The sequence below is a fragment of the Anaerolactibacter massiliensis genome, from assembly GCF_900290205.1.
Classification (GTDB): Bacteria; Bacillota_I; Bacilli_A; order Erysipelotrichales; family Erysipelotrichaceae; genus Bulleidia; species Bulleidia intestinalis.
Map to the genome: position 1 here is coordinate 1,383,357 of NZ_OLMH01000002.1, position 14,650 is coordinate 1,398,006.

At 52.8% G+C, this 14,650-nt stretch carries 19 protein-coding genes; 6 read left to right on the plus strand and 13 right to left on the minus strand.

Annotated features, from left to right (window positions below):
• Positions 1–38 precede the first annotated feature (38 nt).
• Genes C7E00_RS10125 through C7E00_RS10135 form a run of 3 tightly spaced genes read right to left on the minus strand, consistent with a single transcriptional unit; the run spans position 39 to position 1,268 of the window.
• Complete coding sequence (locus C7E00_RS10125) at positions 39–245, minus strand: hypothetical protein (protein WP_105304173.1); 207 nt, start codon at positions 243–245, stop codon at positions 39–41.
• Positions 208–603: a DUF488 domain-containing protein gene (locus tag C7E00_RS10130; protein WP_105304174.1), complete on the minus strand. Its 396-nt coding sequence runs from the start codon at positions 601–603 to the stop codon at positions 208–210. The genes C7E00_RS10125 and C7E00_RS10130 overlap by 38 nt, the downstream gene beginning before the upstream one ends.
• Positions 600–1,268 carry a Crp/Fnr family transcriptional regulator gene (locus C7E00_RS10135; RefSeq protein ID WP_105304175.1) on the minus strand — a complete coding sequence of 223 codons (669 nt, stop codon included), beginning with the start codon at positions 1,266–1,268 and terminating at the stop codon, positions 600–602. Before C7E00_RS10135 ends, C7E00_RS10130 begins: the two co-directional genes overlap by 4 nt.
• Before the next feature lie 87 nt (positions 1,269–1,355).
• Here C7E00_RS10135 and C7E00_RS10140 point away from each other — a divergent pair, with 87 nt between their 5' ends.
• The 5 genes from C7E00_RS10140 to C7E00_RS10160 are packed head-to-tail and all read left to right on the plus strand — an operon-like array spanning position 1,356 to position 4,609.
• A complete protein-coding gene (locus tag C7E00_RS10140; RefSeq protein ID WP_105304176.1) occupies positions 1,356–1,571 on the plus strand; it encodes a DUF1858 domain-containing protein in 216 nt (71 codons plus the stop codon).
• A gap of 5 nt (positions 1,572–1,576) precedes the next feature.
• A complete protein-coding gene (locus tag C7E00_RS10145) occupies positions 1,577–2,155 on the plus strand; it encodes a hypothetical protein (RefSeq protein ID WP_105304177.1) in 579 nt (192 codons plus the stop codon).
• A gap of 13 nt (positions 2,156–2,168) precedes the next feature.
• Positions 2,169–3,743 carry a hydroxylamine reductase gene (gene hcp, locus C7E00_RS10150; protein ID WP_239928556.1) on the plus strand — a complete coding sequence of 525 codons (1,575 nt, stop codon included), beginning with the start codon at positions 2,169–2,171 and terminating at the stop codon, positions 3,741–3,743.
• Between the two features lie 3 nt (positions 3,744–3,746).
• Positions 3,747–4,400 (plus strand): cupin domain-containing protein, encoded by a 654-nt coding sequence (locus C7E00_RS10155; RefSeq protein WP_105304178.1) that lies wholly within the window; start codon positions 3,747–3,749, stop codon positions 4,398–4,400.
• A 20-nt stretch (positions 4,401–4,420) separates the two neighbouring features.
• Positions 4,421–4,609: a ferredoxin gene (locus C7E00_RS10160; RefSeq protein WP_105304179.1), complete on the plus strand. Its 189-nt coding sequence runs from the start codon at positions 4,421–4,423 to the stop codon at positions 4,607–4,609.
• A gap of 254 nt (positions 4,610–4,863) precedes the next feature.
• Here C7E00_RS10160 and nth read toward each other — a convergent pair whose 3' ends face one another.
• Both nth and C7E00_RS10170 read right to left on the minus strand, forming a co-directional pair.
• Positions 4,864–5,511 (minus strand): endonuclease III, encoded by a 648-nt coding sequence (nth, locus tag C7E00_RS10165; protein ID WP_105304180.1) that lies wholly within the window; start codon positions 5,509–5,511, stop codon positions 4,864–4,866.
• On the minus strand, positions 5,489–6,049 hold the full coding sequence (locus C7E00_RS10170; RefSeq protein ID WP_105304181.1) for a DnaD domain-containing protein: 561 nt from the start codon (positions 6,047–6,049) through the stop codon (positions 5,489–5,491). The genes nth and C7E00_RS10170 overlap by 23 nt, the downstream gene beginning before the upstream one ends.
• Positions 6,050–6,161: 112 nt before the next feature.
• Here C7E00_RS10170 and C7E00_RS10175 point away from each other — a divergent pair, with 112 nt between their 5' ends.
• Positions 6,162–6,671: a hypothetical protein gene (locus C7E00_RS10175; protein WP_105304182.1), complete on the plus strand. Its 510-nt coding sequence runs from the start codon at positions 6,162–6,164 to the stop codon at positions 6,669–6,671.
• Positions 6,672–6,873: 202 nt separating this feature from the next.
• Here the strand turns inward: C7E00_RS10175 and rsfS are convergent, their stop codons facing one another.
• The 8 genes from rsfS to parE are packed head-to-tail and all read right to left on the minus strand — an operon-like array spanning position 6,874 to position 14,535.
• Positions 6,874–7,236 (minus strand): ribosome silencing factor, encoded by a 363-nt coding sequence (gene rsfS / locus C7E00_RS10180; RefSeq protein WP_105304183.1) that lies wholly within the window; start codon positions 7,234–7,236, stop codon positions 6,874–6,876.
• Positions 7,237–7,251: 15 nt separating this feature from the next.
• Complete coding sequence (locus tag C7E00_RS16510; RefSeq protein WP_235897261.1) at positions 7,252–7,434, minus strand: hypothetical protein; 183 nt, start codon at positions 7,432–7,434, stop codon at positions 7,252–7,254.
• An 18-nt stretch (positions 7,435–7,452) separates the two neighbouring features.
• On the minus strand, positions 7,453–7,920 hold the full coding sequence (locus tag C7E00_RS10185; protein ID WP_239928557.1) for a hypothetical protein: 468 nt from the start codon (positions 7,918–7,920) through the stop codon (positions 7,453–7,455).
• On the minus strand, positions 7,917–8,750 hold the full coding sequence (gene yqeK / locus C7E00_RS10190) for a bis(5'-nucleosyl)-tetraphosphatase (symmetrical) YqeK (RefSeq protein WP_105304184.1): 834 nt from the start codon (positions 8,748–8,750) through the stop codon (positions 7,917–7,919). The genes C7E00_RS10185 and yqeK overlap by 4 nt, the downstream gene beginning before the upstream one ends.
• Positions 8,747–9,034 (minus strand): ribosome assembly RNA-binding protein YhbY, encoded by a 288-nt coding sequence (gene yhbY / locus C7E00_RS10195; protein WP_105304185.1) that lies wholly within the window; start codon positions 9,032–9,034, stop codon positions 8,747–8,749. Before yhbY ends, yqeK begins: the two co-directional genes overlap by 4 nt.
• Position 9,035: 1 nt before the next feature.
• On the minus strand, positions 9,036–10,085 hold the full coding sequence (yqeH, locus tag C7E00_RS10200; RefSeq protein ID WP_105304186.1) for a ribosome biogenesis GTPase YqeH: 1,050 nt from the start codon (positions 10,083–10,085) through the stop codon (positions 9,036–9,038).
• A 2-nt stretch (positions 10,086–10,087) separates the two neighbouring features.
• Positions 10,088–12,595 carry a DNA topoisomerase IV subunit A gene (parC, locus tag C7E00_RS10205; protein ID WP_105304187.1) on the minus strand — a complete coding sequence of 836 codons (2,508 nt, stop codon included), beginning with the start codon at positions 12,593–12,595 and terminating at the stop codon, positions 10,088–10,090.
• Positions 12,595–14,535, minus strand: coding sequence for a DNA topoisomerase IV subunit B (gene parE / locus C7E00_RS10210; protein WP_105304188.1), 1,941 nt, complete (start codon positions 14,533–14,535; stop codon positions 12,595–12,597). Before parE ends, parC begins: the two co-directional genes overlap by 1 nt.
• Between the last annotated feature and the right edge of the window lie 115 nt (positions 14,536–14,650).

Here is a 14,650-nt window from a genome sequence, read left to right on the forward strand (position 1 = left end):
CATTGCTGCCTGCATCAGCGGGGTGCAGAATGAAAGTTTCATTCCAGCAGACCGTATTGCCGGTATTTCTCCAGCATCATCCGGTACAGAAGACGATTTCCGAAGTACTGCCGATAGGTGGCAGTCTTTTCCTTGCCCTCGGCTCTGAGACGGTCCATTTCCTTCTGCTGTGCATCTGCCTGCACTCTGATCTCTTCCAGCATGTTCTCAAATGCGCGCAGTCTGTCCCTGTCGTTCTTTTCCATATCCTGACTCCAGCCATTCTTTCAGAACGGCTGCGTTGTTCATAGCAGTGTCTTTCGCTGCATAGAGCAGCGTCACATTGCTCGTCTGCAGCTTCTCGTTCACCATCGCGGACAGGGTCTGTGCCTGCTGATTTCCGGAAAGCTCCTTGAGATAGCGGGCGCGGAATTCCTCGAAGCGTTCCGGGTCATGTCCGAACCACTTTCTGAGTTCCGGCGACGGAGCAATTTCCTTTGCCCAGAGATCGATTCCGGCATTTTCTTTCCGGATTCCTCTTGGCCAGAGACGGTCTGCCAGGATCCGGAATCCATCGTTCTCTGCTTTCGGTTCATAGATACGCTTGCATAAGAGTTCACTCATATTCTCACCTTCTCATTCAATGTGAATTCATTCTTCCGATAGGTAATCAGTCCGTCTTTCTGCATCTTGGAAAGTTCATTGGAAAGTGCGCTGCGGTCCACACCGAGATAGTCAGCCAGCTGCTGACGGTCGAACGGAATCAGAAAATGAGAGCTCCCGTTCTTCAGGGCCTGTTCGGAAAGATAGGAAAGCAGACGATCCCTGATCCCCTTCGGAGCGATGTGCATCATGCGGCTGGAGAGTCCGAGGTTCTTCTTTGCGGAGATCGAGAGCAGATTCTGAATCAGGCGGTTATGGAAGGAACATGCTTTCGAGCAGGTCGAGGAAAGCTGTCTCATGTTCAGAAACAGGATCTCGCACTCTTCGGCTGCGACCACATCGCAAAGCAACTCCTGACCAGGAATTGATGCATAGTTCTCGGCAAAGATCGAGCCTTTTTCAACATGTCCGAAGATGTTGCTGCTGCCCCAGTAGAAATTCACGACGATATTGACGCTTCCCGATTCCACCAGGCCGATCTCCGCGGTCGGACTGCCTGCCCGCAGGATGACTTCGTCTTTCTGATAATGCTTTTCCCGGGCGCCGAGACAGGACATCATCGCCTGGATCTCTTCTTCCCGGATGCCATGGAAGAGAGGTGTATTCTTCAGAAAGAAATTATTCATGATTTTCCTCCTTTTGTTGTTACGACAACATCTTTGCATTCCAGATTATAGGATACTGAATCTGCAAATACAAGGAGGACTTCATTGATGGAGAACGCGATCGTAACAGAAAAGACGCTGGTCGGAGAATTAGTAGAAAATTACCCGGAAACAGCAGAAGTGCTTTATGGAATCGGCATGTACTGCCTTGGCTGCCCTGCTTCCCAGGGTGATTCCGTAAAGGATGCCTGCGAGATTCACGGGGTAGATCCTAGCATTGTCGTTCATGCGCTGAACGAGAAGATTGCAGAGTTCAGAGGGTAATCAGGATGAGTGCAGTATTAGGGCCGATTCACTACTGGCTGTATGGCAAGATCGGAAACCAGGAAGAGCTGACGGCAGAGATTGCGGATCTTGCAGAACAGAATGGCTGGATCGAGGATGCAGAGCGTTTTCAGAAGACGCTCCCTGCTCTTGAGACCGTCATTGATGAAGGCAATATTCATGGCTGGCTGCAGGCACAGATCAATGATGCCGAAACCCGCTATGCGGATCTTGTTACGAAGATTCTTGCAGGAGATGAAGCAAGGATGGACGCATTGCTCAAAGCTGCAGAACAGTTCGGAGAGCAGCATGCCGTAGCGGCGGGTTCTCCTGAAGAAGCATACAAGGCGTTAGATGACTTCTTCGTGAACGGGATGCCCTGCGATCGGGTCAATGTGAAAACCGGATCGGACGAAGATCATGTTTCCTGGGAGATGACGCAGGATATTCACGGGCAGTACTGGCATGGCACAAGCGCGCCATACTATGCTCTCAGAAGAAGTGTCATGGAAGGAATGCTGAAGAATTCCGGTTATGTGCTGAATGCCGGAGATGATTTCCATTATTCCATCATCACAGAATAAGGAGGAGTGAAAAATGGATAGCAAGATGTTTTGTTTTCAGTGCGAACAGACTGCTGGCGGCACAGGCTGCCGGGGCTGTGCAGGCGTCTGCGGAAAGAGCTATGAAGTAGCAGATCTGCAGGATGATCTGACCGGTGCGCTCATCGGCCTTGCCAGAACTGCTGAGAAAAGCGGGAACGCTGCCAGCAGCACGTATCATCTTCTGATCAAGGGGCTCTTCACCACGATCACCAACGTGAACTTCAATGAAGAAACCCTGAAGGTTCTGATCGATGAGGTCCATGCCGAGAAGAACCGCATTGCTGAAGGCCCGGCCGCAGCTGAGGATTACCGGATGGAAAACGTCTGGAATGCAGATGAGGATATCCGTTCCCTGAAGTCTCTGATTCTCTTCGGTATCCGCGGCATGGCAGCATATGCATATCATGCTGGTGTTCTCGGCTATACGGATGAAACGGTCAATCAGTTCTTTGTCAAAGCGCTCTGTGCAATCGGCGAAGATCTGGGCATGAATGAGCTGCTGCCGATTGTCATGGAAGTCGGGCAGGTCAATTACAAGTGCATGGAGATGCTGGATCGGGCAAATACCGAGACCTTCGGAAATCCTGTTCCTGTCACGGTTCCGCTGAAAGTAGAAAAAGGACCGTTCATTGTGGTCTCCGGTCATGATCTGTATGATCTGAAGCAGCTTCTGGAGCAGACAAAGGACAAGGGAATCAATATCTATACCCATGGTGAGATGCTGCCGGCGCATGGCTATCCAAAACTGAAGGAATACCCGCATCTCAAGGGCAACTTCGGTACTGCCTGGCAGAATCAGCAGAAGGAGTTTGCTGATATTCCTGCTCCGGTAGTCTTCACGACCAACTGCCTGATGCCTCCGCGCGAGAGCTACAAGGACAGAGTGTTCACAACCGAGGTTGTTTCCTATCCGGGATTGGTTCATATCGGCGAAGACAAGGACTTCACGCCGGTCATTGAGAAAGCACTTGAACTTGGCGGATATGCAGAAGATACGCAGCTTACCGGCATCAATGGCGGCACGAGCGTCATGACCGGCTTTGCGCATGGCACGGTACTTGGAATTGCCGACAAGATCGTTGAGGCTGTGAAGAAGGGCGAAATCAAGCATTTCCTGCTGGTCGGCGGATGCGATGGTGCAAGACCTGGCAGAAATTATTACACCGAACTCGTCAAGGACTCCCCGGATGATACTGTGATCCTGACACTTGCCTGCGGCAAGTACCGGTTCAATGATCTGGATCTTGGCACTGTGGCTGGATTGCCGCGTATTCTCGATATGGGTCAGTGCAATGATGCCTTCAGTGCTATCAAGGTTGCCCTGGCGCTGGCCGATGCCTTCGGCTGCGGGGTCAATGAGCTGCCGCTGTCCATCGTGCTTTCCTGGTACGAGCAGAAGGCTGTATGTGTACTGCTGACGCTGCTTTCGCTCGGCATCCGGAATATCAAGCTCGGACCTACCCTGCCTGCATTCATTTCTCCGAATGTTCTGAATTATCTGGTCGAGCAGTACAATATCGGTCCGACCGGAACTGCCGAGGATGATCTGAAAGCGATTCTCGCATAAGCCATGAACGAGCAGGTCGGAAAGGTATTCTCGATTGCGGCGGATAATTCTCCGGTTCCCGGATGCACGATCTCGAAGGAGGTCCAGGGCGGAGAGAATTCCATCACTTACTTCTCCCTGGCGGCAGGAACGGATATCAGTGCAGAGATTCATCCATACCATAAGCTGCTGATCGTCGCCGATGGAGATCTTGAGGTTTACGGAACCGGGAATGAGGCCAGAGAGCTCAGGACGGGTGACAGCATTGTCACCGCAGCGGATCAGGCTGTCGGAATGAGAACGGTCAGAAGCGCAGTATATACAGAAATTGCAGTGAAGAGAGGCGATATCATGAATGAAGCAGTGAAAGCAGGAGAAGTATTCCAGCTCAAGGATCTGGTTCCTTATGCAGAGGGACGGATTGTCAACATGGATGTGGTTCACAATGAGAAGATGAAGTTCGTCGTCATGGCGTTTGATGAAGGAACCAGTCTTTCCGAGCATGCTGCTCCGGGAGAGGCAATCATCTTCGCTCTGGATGGCGAGGGAGTGATCCGCTATGAAGGAGAGGACCACCTGATTCATGCAGGTGAGAACTTCCATTTTGCCAAGGGCGGTCTGCATGCAGTGAAAGCAGTGAAGCAGTTCAAGATGGCACTGCTGCTTACTTTGGAGTAATTTCGTGAGGGAGGAACAATATGAAATATCATGTCAATGAAACATGCATCGGATGCGGACTCTGCGCAGGTGTCTGCCCCGAAGTATTTACCATCAATCAGAATGGCGTATCCGAGGCAATTGAAACGGATGTTCCGGAAGAAGCCCTGGAAAGAGCAGAAGAAGCGATGAAGAGCTGCCCCGTCGGAGCGATTGAGCAGAAAGACTGAAAACCAAGCATTGCAATAAGACCTCTGAGCAGACTGTTCAGAGGTCTTTCTTTCGAGGGGGTCATCCGCGATTTCCTCCGGGGTGATTGCGTGCCGCTCGTGATACTGAACAGAGCTGTGCCCTCTTCTGTCTCTGAGAAGATCTGGAAGACTCCCTGTCCTGGGCGAGCTGTTCCTGCATGAACCAGTCTCCTGGATGGAAGAAAGGATCAGGATGAGAAGCCCCTTCAGAAAAGCGTGACTTCAAGTCACGCTCAGTCCTTTTCTGAATTTCCCGAGAAATGCTTGTTCGGTTCCCGGCACCCTTTTACAAACGGGCATCTGCTGCATTCCGGGTTGCGGGCATGGCAGATTCTCCGGCCGAAGAAGATCATCTGATGATGAGTCCGGATCCAGCGGGCTTTCGGAACCTTCCGGCGCAGATGTTTCTCAACAGTCAGAAGATCATCCTCCGGATCCGCAAAGCCGAGTCTTCTCGAGATGCGGCTGACATGGGTATCGACAGCGATAGATGGAACGCCATAGCATTCTGCAAGAATGACATTCGCACACTTTCTACCAACTCCTGGCAGAGTCATCAGGTCTTTCATATTGTCAGGAACCTTGCCGTCAAAGCGTTCAGTGATTCCCTCTGCCAGACCATGGATCGAGACTGCTTTATTATGATACAGACCTAAGGAACGGATATAAGGCTCGATCTCAGAGACCTTCGCAGCTGCCATTGAAGCAGCGTCCGGGAAGCGTTCAAAGAGAGCCGGACTCACCCGGTTGACGGAAGCATCCGTGGTCTGAGCAGACAGCACGACCGCAACGGCAAGCTCATAGGCATTGCGGTGATTGAGTTCGCAATGAGCATCCGGGAACATCTGATCAAGCTGTTCAAGAATTTCGGAAGTCTTCATGTCCTTTTCCCTCTTCAATCTGTTCGGCAGTATAGCCCTGGGCTTTCCAGCGATTCAGAATGCGTTCCACATATGGGAGACTTGCCTTCTGATACGTGCTGGCTTCGCGCAGTGCCAGAAGCAGCAGCTTGCGGTCTGTGGTGCGGGAAAGCTCGCTGATCTTCTCCATCTCGGCATGAGAGAGCTGGCGGCGGAATTCGGTTTCAAAGGTATCGAAGAGCGGACCGTCCAGGATCTGCTCTTCTTTTGCAGTATCTGCGGAAAACAAGCCATCCAGCCGGAATACCACCCGGCTGCTGGAAGCGCGGATTTCAAGATATTTCTTGGCACAGAGAACAGAGACGGCAGCATCTACCTTTTCTTTCTCCATGCCTGTGGCAGCTGAAAGAGAGTCGATGGAAATCTCCATGTCATGTTCACTCATGAAATCGATCATCAGGGCAAGGACTGCTTCTTCGGGGCTTAAGCCAAGCAGGCCGAGATGATCCAGTATCCAGTCACGGCGGTTCACGAACCGCTGTTCATACCATTTCTGCATGTAACGTTCTCCTGAAGCGTATTACCAATTATCGCAGAACCTTCCTGCAAACTCAAGACAGCGAAATTGCATGCAGAGTATGCGGATGGTAGAATAATGCAAGTAACGAACTATGCTGAAAAGAATTCTGTTTACGCTGCTGACATTGCTCGTCATCTACAGCGGAGTAGTGCTGGTCTACCGCCTGAATGAACCCGATGTGGTCGAATCGCCTGGATCTGCCTATATGACTGAAAATGCTCTGGATTATGCGACGCTGAGAGACTACACCTTGAGTTCAGGAGAATCCACGCTCCACTATTACTTTTTCTGCAGCTACGAGAACAATGACTGTCTCTACATGGAGAATACGGTTCTGAAGGATGCGGAATCTGAAACCGGACTGGATCTTCGGAACATGATCGAGTATGTCGATATCACGGACCTGGAAGCAAACCTTTCGACGAATCGTCTGAAACAGGAATGGGATGTTGCAAGCTATCCTGCCTTCGTTGCCTGCCGGGTGCGCAATGGCATGATCGAGATCAGCAACACCCTGCAATGGAATCCTTCCAGTCCGATCAGCACGTCTGATCTCATCCGGTGGCTGGAACTGAATAATCTGTACGACGGGAATTCCTGAGAGCAGTCTGCGGACTGCTTTTCTTCTGCAATCTGCTGCTGATCAGGCAGTCCATTCTTTTTTCATTCCGAATGAAAGCTGTCAGCAAGGTCCTGCAGAGGGACTGAGAACGGTTTTGTCCTGATCGGACATTGCACATCACCAGTTCACCCTGCCCTTTTTCTGAGAAGAAAGGCAGGCTCTGATCAGAACCTGCCTGTGTTCATTCCTTTGTCTCCGGCTGAGAATCGCCTTCGAAAGATACAAAGGGCTGGTCTCCCCAGAGTTTCTCGAGTTTATACTGCTCGCGGGCTTCGGCCGTGAAGATATGAACCACGACTTCATACAGATCCACTAGGATCCAGGTGCTGCCGTGTCCTCCTTCCTGCACGCGGACCGGATAACCGTGCTTTGAAGCTTCTTCCTGCACTTCATATGCAAGACTTTCCGCATGTCTCGGGTTGCGGGCAGTGACGATGACAAAGTAATCCGTATACGGATTGACATTGCGCATGTCGATTGCAACGATGTGTTCTCCGAGTTTCTCTGAGAGTTTCTTTTCCGTGAGTTCGAGTAATTCTGCCATTCATTTCCTCCGCATTCAGGCAAGCATTTTCAAGCCCATCACAATCATAGCAACATATGCGAGTGTTTTGGGCATCATGAGCATTCCGATCATCGGGTGCTTCTTTGCTTCGAGCGTGACCGGAATATAGCAGGCAAAGCTGATCAGGATCGCAATCGGCATGCCATGCAGGGAATCGTCATAGTTGTTTCCTGACATCACGAACAGGATGATCACTCAGATGCCGGTGACCAGGAACGGAAGGTTGCGGTACAGCGACCATTTCCGGTTTCCTTCATAAGAGTACCAGTTATTCTCTGGAAACAGGCACAGAATGATCCGCAGGACCGCTGAAGCAAAAAGCAGGAATACGAGAACTCCGGATGGCTGAAGATCCGGATACTGCAGACGCCAGATAGCGTACAGGATCAGGTAGAAGACCGTCATCGTGATGGATGACACCTGCAATCCGAGGCCCAGGTTGTGCTCAGTATGTGCTTCTTCGCCATGCAGAGCACGGCGGATGCGAGGGACGAGGTGAAATGCATCCCCTGCCCCGAGTTCCAGGGCAAGGAGCCCGTACAGCATCAGTACCGGTGTATTCCCTTTCCCAAGCAGAATCATTCCTGCGATGAGATCAAAGAGCAGATAAGCCGTATCGAAGACTGCTTCGAAGCAGGATCCAGGAGAAGATTTCTGATTCATGCGAGATCAGATCCATGTCCTTTCAGGTATTCCAGGCTTTCGGCCTTGACGAGCTCAAAGCCGGCTTCGAGATCCCGGCAGGACAGTTCCATTTCCTTTGTGCTGTCATAGCCTCTGGTCGGTTCGATCTTATCAGCAATGTAGAGAATCATGTCCAGAGGCGAATTGCCATCGCCGAGGGTGTGATGATGGATGGCCGAAAGAATGGCATGGTCATGAAGCCCCATCTCCCCTTTCAGCCAGATCGGGGCCGTCCAGCTATGCCAGATCTTAGGAGAATAGCTGAGCTTTTCAGGATCATAGACAGAAAGCAGCTTCTGTGCTTCTGCGTCGGTCCATTTCTTCGTGATGTCATGCAGCATGCCTGCTTTCCAGGCTAGCTTTGCATCGAGATGATTGGCTTCGGCGATCTTCTCTGCCGTCTGGGCAACAGATCTGGAGTGAGATGCCCGATGAGCAGTGCAGCGGACCTCCAGCATCTGATCCAGGTAGGCATTGCTTTCAATCAATGCTCTCTGAATGCCAGGTGCTGCTTTGCGGAAGATGCCGGAGCGAACTTCGGCTTCCTCTGAAGCATCGAGTTCTGCAATCACGGTATCCCTGGACTGAAGCAGGTCCTTCAGGCTTTCAGGAGTTCCTGCCGCAAGCTTCCGGTAAGGAGAAAGGGCCAGGCTCAGAAGACGGATCCGTTCTGCTTCGGGAAGAACGGCGTCCCCTTCCGTCATCAGAAAGACAAAGCGGAAGGAGCCCTGTCTCTGAAACGAGAGGGCTGCCTTCAGTTCCGATTCCGTGATCGGATCAAAGGGAGCTTTCAGGATTGCGATTCTCATGGCAGGATGATTTTCGGATCGTCTGCCTTGCGGTAGAGGACGATCGTGCGGCCGATGATCTGCACGATTTCAGAGTGCGTATTCATGGCCAGATCGAACGCGAGTTCCTTTACTTCTTCCGGAGCGGTCTTCAGGACTTTGACCTTGATGAGTTCATGGGTATTGAAGCCGTTATCCACGGTGCGGATCAGATTGTCGGACAGAGCGTCCTTCCCGATCTGGAACATTGCCGGTTCCGAGGATGCGAGGCTTTTCAGATAACTTTTCTGCTTGGAATTGAGCATATTACAGCATTGCCTTTCTGAAGGTGATATTGACAGATTCCGGGGCCTTTGCAGTAATGGTCTTCACATTGCCGGACACACAAGCCCAGCCAAGACCGTCAAAAACGACGTCTGTCTTTTCTTCGTGTTTATGAATAGAGAGCGTATGGAACTGATTCTTCAAAGGAACCGGCTTCAGCAGTTCGCCATAGTGTTTCTGCCAGAGTTCATTGGCTGCTTCTGCTTTGCCGCGATGAAGATCGAGGCGGTCGCTGAGATACCAGGCAACCGTTGCGTGGTCGGCGCCATAGACATCCAGGCGGGCCAGTCCTCCGGCTGCGAAGCTCTGATTGCCGCGGACCTGGTAGATCTGAGGCTTGATGGTACGGGCAGGAATGATGGTCTTCAGATCTTCTTCCTTCACGTCCATGAGCATGCTGTGCTGGATCTCGATGCCCGGAGTATCGATGAACGGAATGCCGTCGATCTCGAGTTCATTGAAGTCGAGGGTCGTGCCGGGATATCGGGAGCTTGCCAGGATCTGGCTGCCGGCGAGTTCATTGAGCAGCGTGCTCTTGCCGGAGTTGGCTCTGCCCATGACGGCAACTTTTCTGCCATCGGCATACTTGTGCACGGCTTCCATGATCTCTTCTTTTCCTTCGTGACGGATGCCGGAAGTCAGGATCAGTTCCCGGATGTGAATGCCTGCTTCCTTGAGTCTGGAAAAGACGAAGCGGGCAATCTTCTCATGGTTGAGGGTATCGGGAAGCAGATCCCGTTTCGTGCAGATCAGGATGAGATCCTTGCCGGCAAGTTTCCGGCTGAGCCCGGGAATCATGCCTGCTTCAAAGTCGAAGAGATCGACGGTCCAGAGAATCAGGACATCCATGTCTGCTAACCGGTTCATGACCATGTCCGGATCGATGCCGGTGCGCATGGAGATCGTGAGATCGTCATAATGCATCAGGCGGAAGCATCGCTGGCAGTAAGAACTGCCCTCTTTCGGGGTATAGCCAGGTGCTTTCGGATCAGTCGTCTGCAGCACTGCGCCGCAGCCTCGGCATACTGCCATAATCAATTCTCCTCGCTGTCAAAGAGAGACAGCTGTTCTTCATCGTCATGGACCTTTTCTTCCAGTCCTGCCGGACGGTCGATGATGCGGCATTCTTCGATGCCGCTCTGGAAATACCAGTTCTGCTTCAGTTCCACTGGCTGGCCGAAGGTTGCGGTGACGGGCTTGAGCGGAATGTCAGCGGCTCTGACTTCCTTGCGGTCCGGATCATAGAAGCATAAGGTCTGTCCGGAAGCAGCGGGTCTGACCAGAGCGAGTTCATGCGGGTTCGTCTTGACGCGCTTCGCGATGAGGTTGCCTCTGGACGGGCGGTTGTTGACGGGGATCTCCTCGAGCTTCACGCGCTTCATCAGGCCGTCTTTCGTGACTGCCAGCACGGCATTGTCATGCTGGGCAATCGTGCAGGCACTGACAAGCACATCGCCTTTTGCGAAGTTCTGGGCCCGGACGCCGCGTGTACGGACGCCCTGCACCGGCACCTGTTCCAGGTCGTAGCGGGTCGAGAAGCCGTCCTTCGAGACTAGGAGCAGGGCATCTTTCGGATAGGCAAGGAATGCTCTGAGGAGCTCCTGCCCTTTGGTCATCGTGATGGCCGTCACGACTTTGCTGTTGCGCTGGATCTGATAGTCGCGTACCGGGGTTCTCTTGATCTGGCCGCCGGAGGTGATGGTCACGATCCAGGCATAGGTATCGAAGCTCTTGACGAGAATCGCGCTGCGGATCTTGTCGTCACCGTCGATGCGTGCGATCTTGTTCAGATGCGAGCCGATGTCTTTCCATTTGCCGTCGTCGATCTGCCAGACCGGCACATAGGCATAGTTGCCGTGAGACGTGAACAGCAGCAGCGTATCAGTCGTATCGCATTCGATGGAACCGAGGTATTCATCGCCGTCCTTGAGTCCGGTTTCCTGACCTTCAGAGGCCTGGACGGAGCGGAGGCTGACTTTCTTCAGGTAGCCGTCGCGGCTGACCGTGATCATGACGTGTTCGCTGGCAATCATCGCGGTCTTGTCGATGACGATGTCGCTGACCTGCTTTTCAATGCGGGTGCGGCGGGGATCATCATACTCCTTTTTCACGGCTTTCAGTTCCTTCACGATCACGGAGCGGAGCACATTCTTGTTTTCGATGATGTCAGTGACTTCTTCGATGCGGTTCGTGAGATCGGCAAACTCATTGCGCAGTTCCGTGATATCGGTATTCGATAACCGGTACAGGCGCAAAGTCACGATGGCTTCTGCCTGCGGTTCATCGAAGACGAAGCGGGCCATCAGATTCTTCTTGGCGTCGGCTTTGTCTTTGGACTTGCGGATGATCGCAATGACTTCATCGAGGATCGAGACTGCTTTCATGAGTCCTTCGATGACGTGGCAGCGGGCTTCCATCTTCTCTTTCTGGAACTGGGAGCGGCGGAGCACGACTTCCTTGCGGAAGTTGATGAAGGCATCCAGCAGACCAATCAGGCCGATCTGGACCGGGGTCTGATCGACGATGGCGACATTGTTGTAGTTATAGTAGATCTGCAGATCCGTATTCTTGTAGAAGTAGTTCAGGATCATCTGGGCATCGACGTCCTTGCGGATATCGGCGACGATCTTCAGTCCCTGCCGGTCGGATTCATCGCGGACATCGAGGATGCCGTCGATTTCTCTGGACAGACGGATGTCGTCCATCTTCTTCACGAGATCGGATTTGATGACTTCGTACGGGATTTCCGTGATCACGATCTGATTGCAGGTCTTGCCTTCTATGATGTCGGCTTTGCCGCGGACAACGATTCTGCCGTGTCCGGTCCGGAAGGCTTCTTCGATGCCTTCGGCACCCTGGACGATGCCGCCGGTCGGAAAGTCCGGTCCGGGAATAATGTCCATGAGTTCGGACAGCGAGCATTCCGGGTTGTTCAGACGGTAGATCGTGGCATCGATGACTTCGCCGAGGTTGTGCGGCGGCATATTTGTCGCATAGCCGGCAGCGATGCCGGTAGCGCCGTTGACGAGCATGACCGGGAACGGAACCGGCAGCACGGTCGGTTCCATTTCGGTATCATCGAAGTTCGGAGTCATCTCGACGGTGTTCTTATCGAGGTCGTCTTCCATGACTTCGGTGACTGTTGCGAGTCTGGCTTCGGTATAACGCATGGCGGCAGCCGGGTCGTCATCGATCGAGCCGTTGTTGCCATGGATGTCGATCAGCGGCAGACGCACTTTCCAGTCCTGCGACATGCGGACCATCGCATCATAGACAGAGGTATCGCCATGCGGGTGGTAGTTGCCTATGACCAGACCTACGGTCTTGGCGCTTTTGCGGTATGGGTGATCCCAGGTATTGCCGTCATGGTACATCGCGTAGAGAATTCTGCGCTGGACCGGTTTCAGGCCGTCGCGGGCATCCGGGAGCGCACGCTCCTGGATGATGTATTTCGCATACCGGCTGAAGCGGTCGCTCATGATGTCTTCGAGCAGCGATGGGATATATCTGGTATGATCCTGCAGTTCTTTCTTTCTTGCCATTACTCTTCCACCTTGAAATCATCTTCGAGTGTGAATGAGATATTATCTTCAATCCACTTCTTGCGCGGGGCAACTTTCTCGCCCATCAGCACGGAGACGCGCTTTTCTGCCAGAACTCCGTCATTGATATTCACCTTGATCAGAGAGCGGGTCTCTGGATCCATAGTCGTCTCCCAGAGCTGGGAAGCATTCATCTCACCAAGTCCCTTGTAGCGCTGCACTTCGATCTTGCCGAGCTTCTTCCGGCAGGCATCGAGTTCGTCATCGGTATAGCAGTATTCCAGAGTCTTGCCTTTCGTCACGCGATACAGCGGCGGCAGAGCGATATATACCATGCCATGCTCGATCAGCGGCCGCATGTAGCGGTAGAAGAAGGTCAGCAATAAGATCTGGATATGGGAACCGTCATCATCGGCATCGGTCATGATGATGATCTTATTGTAGTTGGATTCCTGCCAGTCGAAATCCGGCCCGATGCCGGCTCCGATGGCATGGGTCAGCGTGTTGAGCTCGAGGTTCTTCTCGATGTCGCTCATCGTGCATTTCTCGGTATTGAGTACCTTGCCGCGCAGTGGCAGGATGGCCTGGAAATGAGAATCTCTGCCCTGCTTGGCAGAGCCGCCTGCAGAGTCGCCCTCGACCAGGAACAGTTCTTTGATCGAAGCATCTCTCGAATTGGCCGGTGCAAGCTTCCCGGAGAGCAGTTTCTCGCCTTTGTTTGCTTTCTTCCCCTTGCGGGCTTCGTCTCTGGCTTTGCGGGCAGCTTCTCTGGCCAGGCTTGCCTTCATCATCTTGCGGACCAGCGAATCAGAAAGGTCGCGGTTTTCTTCCAGCCAGAATGCAAGTTTTTCAGAGACGACCGCATCGACTGCATTCTTTGCCTGCGGGGTGCCGAGCTTGCCTTTGGTCTGGCCTTCGAACTGAAGGATTTCTTCCGGTACGGTCACTGAAATGATGGAGGTCAGGCCTTCGCGGACATCAGAGCCTTCGAGGTTCTTGTCTTTTTCCTTCAGCAGCCCGTACTTCCTTGCATAGTCATTGACTGCCTTCGTGAACGCACTCTTATATCCGATTTCATGCGTGCCGCCGTCGCTCGTGCGGACGAGGTTGGTGAAGCTGTACGTGTTCTCCTGATAGTCATCCGTATACTGGAACGCAATATCTGCTTTGATGGAAGTCTTCGCATCAACCTGATACGTGCCGCTGAATTTGACCGGCGGCATCAGGACGGTGCGGTCTTCGTGGAGATAGTCCAGAAAGGCGATCAGGCCGTCTTCATAGCAGTAGGTTTCCGTGACCGGTTTCTTGCCGCGCAGATCTCTGCAGATGATCGAGATTCCGGACAGCAGAAACGCCTCTTCCCTGGCCCGTTCGCAGACCGTATCGAACTTGAATTCCGTCGTCGTGAAGCACTCCGGATCAGGCTTGAACGTAACCTTGGAACCATGTTTCGAGGTTGGTCCGAGGTCTTCGAGCTTGCCGATCTTCTTGTCGCCATGTTCAAAGCGCATGCGCACGAGCTTGCCGTCATGGGCAACCTCTGCGACCAGCCATTCGCTGAGGGCATTGACGACCGAAGCACCGACGCCATGCAGACCGCCCGCGGTCTTGTAGCCGCCTTCGCTGGAGAACTTGCCGCCGGCATGGAGCACGGTGAAAATGACCTGCAGGGTATTCACGCCGCTCTGGTGCATGCCGATCGGCATACCGCGGCCTTCGTCTTCGACCGTGCAGGAACCATCCGCATTCAGCGTGATGGTGATTTTCTTTCCGTAGCCATTGAGGGCTTCATCAATGGAATTATCTACGATTTCCCAGATCAGATGATGCAGGCCATGAGAATCCGTCGAGCCGATATACATGCCCGGACGCTTGCGGACCGGATCCAGACCGTGCAGGATCTGAATATCATCATCTTCATATTTTCTTGTCTGTGCCATAGAACTCCTTCACAATCGCGTCTATTATAGCAGAATTCTGCTTGCTGGCTGTTTCGTCCCCTGGTCTTCTGCTATTCTTCCTGAAGAGGGCAGGATGCTGCGTTCAGGCGGCAGG